This is a genomic window from Ureibacillus sinduriensis BLB-1 = JCM 15800 (genome assembly GCF_000772955.1).
Classification (GTDB): domain Bacteria; phylum Bacillota; class Bacilli; order Bacillales_A; family Planococcaceae; genus Ureibacillus; species Ureibacillus sinduriensis.
Genome location: NZ_JPVO01000019.1, coordinates 1 through 3,989 on the forward strand (window position 1 = coordinate 1; position 3,989 = coordinate 3,989).

The window sequence follows — 3,989 nt, forward strand, 5'->3', positions numbered from 1 at the left end:
GGATTCGGAGGGTTATTTGGGTTGCACATTTTTAGTATAGCATGAAGTAATTTTTAATTTAAAAGATTTTTATTGACAATCTATTAGCTGGTTTCATGAATAAATACGCATTTCTTATTAAAGAAACGCGCCCGATTATTGAATAACGATTAGCTTATATTAGCTGGTTTAATGGAATAACTAAATTGAATATTAATGGTTAATTCTTATATATCAGTAGTTCACTATTTAATTATTATTGAATATCTAATGCAACTACATAAGTAGCGGTACTACCTTCCCATGTTCCTACTATTTCAAATATATATTTCCCTTTTTCTTTTATTTCTTCAAATGTATTATACGTTGCAATCACATTTTTATTGTCCCAGACTCTTATTTCATATTGAGTTGGTTCTTTTTCAAAATTTAATTTTACAGGTTCGATTAGATTAACCCTAACACCTTGTTCGATATTTACCATCTCGGTTGGAGGTGCATGGTCTGCCTCCACAGCTACTCTTTGCCCTGTACTTTTATCATAATAACTCCAACTATAAGTTCCTCGGTAAGTCTTAATCTCGTCTTCACCAATTTTTAATTTTATAGAGGGTGGTTTTTCCTCATTATTTGACATTGAGATTATATTATTTTTTTCATTTGTACTTTTTTAGATGTATCTTCTTCCACATTACTGCACCCTATTAATGTGAATAACATCATCAAAGAAAATCCCATTCGAATTAATGTATACACAATATCCCTCCCTTATTAATTAGTCGTTATTTTTAAAATAAAGTTACAAAAGCTTCTGCAACCTATCTGACTGTTACTTTAAGTTTATTTTTTCAAAATCTTATATAAACTTTAACATTAATATCCATCTTTTTGTGGGGTGTTATTCAATTAAATGGCCCGATTGTTGAATAAGCTAAAACAACTTTTCAACGAATGAAAAGCCTAGGATAGCTATCTTGCCAATTGATTTGTCACAAATAACCGTTTGAGACAAATACATAACAATGAGGTGTAAGGAGATAATAAATAAAGATTTAATGAGAAAGGATGTATCACTGTGGATTTCTTTCATGGTCAAGAATCACTTACAGCAATACAATGGATTCTAAGAGCGGTCATTGCTTTTTTCTTTTTACTTTTTGCGACAAAAATTATGGGGCAACGTTCTATTGCACAATTGGGGTTACTTGATTTTACTATGGCAATAACTATTGGTAATGTCATTGCTCATCCCTTGTCTGATGAAGGATTAGGATTAAAGGGTTCCATGATTACCATGACAGTTTTAATTATATTATATTTACTCGGAGTATTTTTAAGTTTGAAATGGATACCGTTTCGACATTTTATTGACCCATCTCCTATTCCACTAATTAAAGACGGGCAAATCGTTTCCGCCAACTTACGAAAGGTAAGGATTTCTGTTGATTTTCTTTTATCAGAATTAAGAAAAGAAAAGGTAGAGGATATTCAAAAAATAGCTCTGGCATTATGGGAGCCGGACGGATCTATTTCGAGTTTTTTATATCCCCAACACCAAACTCCAACGCGAGCAGATATAAAAATAGCATCTGAACCTTTTTCCCTCCCTTCTGTCATCATTAAAGAAGGAAGAATTGATACTTATGAATTAAACAAATATAAGTTTACTGAGGATTGGCTGAAAAATAAGCTTTCATCAACATATAATGCAGAAATTAAAGATGTCATATTAGCAACAATTGATCAAAATGACAACTTGCAAGTTTTCCTGTACAAATAAGGATTCCTATCTTAATCCCCCTGCAGCTCTAGATTATTGGTGATTGAACTATATTCTTGGAAAACGGTATAGATAATCCACCTTGTGTGGCTTTCTGGTGAAAAATTCTAATAGTTCAGTAGATGCTTTCTTTTAACCAACCTTTTACAATCGTCATCCTTGTTAAACAAAATGATAGTTTAAGTACATTACTTCATATTTTCGCAATAATTTCACCAATATTATTCCAGCTTTATTTAATTTAATGGCCTCATTTAATATTCATAAATAATTCTATCATTAGTCAAAACCTCAACTTAGTGTTCCCAAACTTTTTTAATTATTCAATAAACCCAACAGAAGATTTAATGGCGTTGTATTAGAAATCCCTTTTAAAAAAAGACTTCTACTCAATCACCACCACCCGGAGGCGAGGCATCGTAAGATTTTTTACTGCTTGCATTATAATTACAGCGTCTTTGCTGTCTGATTTTTTCATATTTACGTTCCGATGGGTTCATTCGCTGCATTTTAATCCAGTGATACACTTTCGATATAATTTTCACCAGCAACATATATGAATATACTTGTGATACGAGGTGCATTCATGGAACACTTTCCAACAATACATACCAAATTTTGGGATGCAGTAATAGCCGTCCCGATAGTCATGATCATCACACAATGTTTAAAGATTTTCTTTCGTATAAAACCAGTATGGATTCCTTCGGTTGCCTTAATCATCGGGTTACTAATATCAATTTTCATCAGTCATAGACATAATCTACTTGCTGGAATATTTATGGGATGGTTCTATGGATATTCAGCCATAGGAAGTTTTGCTTCCTTAAAAACCACTATTATTGCCTACAGAAACAAAAAGATTAGAGAGAGTAAAAATCAATAAACTTTTGTTTGATACTAAAGAATATTGTTCATATTGTTCACACAAAAGGTATTTCCAATCTATTTCCTTTTTTGTATATTTATTTTAAATGAGAGGAAAAACTTTTATGATAACTACATTTACTAAGTGTAATTGCTATAATAAAATACAAAAACTTAGAACAGAGTTAATTAAGACGGGAATGGAGTTTGGTTTAACTCATCCCTCTACAGTTAAATTAAGTCAGTCACTTGATAAGGTCTTAAATGAATGTTTTATTATTGGAGATTCTGCAAATAAAAGTAACTAGTTGTGGAATTCTTTCAATTTCCAGTAGGTGATCTATCCAGACCGTTAAACTCTGTTTGAATAACCTAATATGAAAGCAGAAAATCACAGTAATATTCTACTTTTTTACTTTTCATTTTTTTATTTTGGTGGTGATTTGCCGCAACCGAAAATAGGTACTGTCCGCAGGGAGGCTGTCCTGGTCAGACAGTCTCTTTTTTTATTGCGTTCATTCGAATTGTTCATTACTTAATTAATCATATTCTTTAAATATTTCACATTTGTCTGATACAATTTTTCACATAATATATTTTGTGAAAAATAGAGGAAATAGATTGAATAATATTATGCAAAAAGTAAATTTACTGAATCTAGTTTCTAATAAATCGGAATATACCAACTTCGTTGTATCTGAAATAAACGATTACGTTTTAAGAATTGCTGTAATTGAAGGAGAATTTCATTTGGCATGAACATGATACAGTCGAATTATTTATGGTACTTGATGGGGAACTTATTATTGACTTAGTTAATGATAAAACAATTAAACTACTACCTGGAGAAATATTTATGGTGCCCTCACATACGCAACACAGAACTCGTTCTAATGGTAGAACTGTAAATCTCTGCTTTGAGAAAAAGGATAACGATATAAATGGAATTTCTTAAGAACCAATATTTTTGGTGCTTTTTTATGCACAATTTGGTTCAAGTATGCAATACCACTTTTAAAGTTGATAACTAAGAAGACACAATTCCATTTACAAGAATTGCGCCCTATTGTTGAAGATTATAATTCACTTTGAGAACAATTCTTCATAGATTCTCTAAAGGCTTTAGAATTTCTACATTAAACTTGGATCAGCTCCAAACCAAGTTTGAGTATCGTTTTCTTCTGTACAAGGTTGAATCCAACAAACACCAAAACTAAACTTTCTATCTGCGGTCTTTTGAAATGTCACATATTGAATTCCATTACTTAAATATTCCCCACTAAAATCTATATACTTTGGATAGTCGGTAAATTCACAATCTACTCCAATTGTGAGTTTTATATCTTTTTTGTAAAAAGATATT

General features: G+C 31.2%; 8 protein-coding genes. 4 read left to right on the top strand and 4 right to left on the bottom strand.

Translation table 11 applies throughout. The features are described 5' to 3' along the window. Nucleotides 1-235: 235 nt before the first annotated feature. Nucleotides 236-616, bottom strand: coding sequence for a hypothetical protein (locus tag CD33_RS00220; RefSeq protein ID WP_036196999.1), 381 nt, complete (start codon nucleotides 614-616; stop codon nucleotides 236-238). Between the two features lie 438 nt (nucleotides 617-1,054). Here CD33_RS00220 and CD33_RS00225 point away from each other — a divergent pair, with 438 nt between their 5' ends. After that, entirely contained in the window at nucleotides 1,055-1,759 is a 705-nt protein-coding gene (locus tag CD33_RS00225) for a DUF421 domain-containing protein (RefSeq protein ID WP_036197001.1), read from the top strand. Nucleotides 1,760-2,148: 389 nt separating this feature from the next. Here the strand turns inward: CD33_RS00225 and CD33_RS20610 are convergent, their stop codons facing one another. Then, entirely contained in the window at nucleotides 2,149-2,343 is a 195-nt protein-coding gene (locus CD33_RS20610; RefSeq protein WP_036197002.1) for a hypothetical protein, read from the bottom strand. Next, the gene (locus CD33_RS20350) at nucleotides 2,270-2,506 is read right to left on the bottom strand and encodes a hypothetical protein (protein ID WP_176400157.1); all 237 of its coding nucleotides are present in this window, start codon (nucleotides 2,504-2,506) and stop codon (nucleotides 2,270-2,272) included. Before CD33_RS20350 ends, CD33_RS20610 begins: the two co-directional genes overlap by 74 nt. On the opposite strand from CD33_RS20350, the gene CD33_RS20615 reads away from it, so the two are divergent. The 3 genes from CD33_RS20615 (at nucleotide 2,409) to CD33_RS19650 (ending at nucleotide 3,581) form a co-directional block, all read left to right on the top strand. After that, nucleotides 2,409-2,645 carry a hypothetical protein gene (locus CD33_RS20615; protein WP_235863441.1) on the top strand — a complete coding sequence of 79 codons (237 nt, stop codon included), beginning with the start codon at nucleotides 2,409-2,411 and terminating at the stop codon, nucleotides 2,643-2,645. The genes CD33_RS20350 and CD33_RS20615 overlap by 98 nt on opposite strands. Nucleotides 2,646-2,751: 106 nt before the next feature. Continuing rightward, entirely contained in the window at nucleotides 2,752-2,934 is a 183-nt protein-coding gene (locus CD33_RS00240) for an aspartyl-phosphate phosphatase Spo0E family protein (protein ID WP_052129849.1), read from the top strand. 425 nt (nucleotides 2,935-3,359) lie between these two features. Next, nucleotides 3,360-3,581: a cupin domain-containing protein gene (locus tag CD33_RS19650; RefSeq protein WP_373906666.1), complete on the top strand. Its 222-nt coding sequence runs from the start codon at nucleotides 3,360-3,362 to the stop codon at nucleotides 3,579-3,581. Nucleotides 3,582-3,757: 176 nt separating this feature from the next. On the opposite strand, the gene CD33_RS20355 is transcribed toward CD33_RS19650, so the two are convergent. Beyond that, a partial coding sequence (locus CD33_RS20355) for a hypothetical protein (RefSeq protein ID WP_036197004.1) occupies nucleotides 3,758-3,989 on the bottom strand: 232 nt, incomplete at its 5' end.

Excerpts from the sequence above, each read along its gene's own strand:
- CD33_RS20615 (WP_235863441.1), top strand. The coding sequence starts at position 2,409 with ATGATCATCACACAATGTTTAAAGATTTTCTTTCGTATAAAACCAGTA.
- CD33_RS00220 (WP_036196999.1), bottom strand. The coding sequence starts at position 616 with ATGTCAAATAATGAGGAAAAACCACCCTCTATAAAATTAAAAATTGGT.
- CD33_RS00240 (WP_052129849.1), top strand. The coding sequence starts at position 2,752 with ATGATAACTACATTTACTAAGTGTAATTGCTATAATAAAATACAAAAA.
- CD33_RS20350 (WP_176400157.1), bottom strand. The coding sequence starts at position 2,506 with ATGAAAATTGATATTAGTAACCCGATGATTAAGGCAACCGAAGGAATC.
- CD33_RS20610 (WP_036197002.1), bottom strand. The coding sequence starts at position 2,343 with ATGCACCTCGTATCACAAGTATATTCATATATGTTGCTGGTGAAAATT.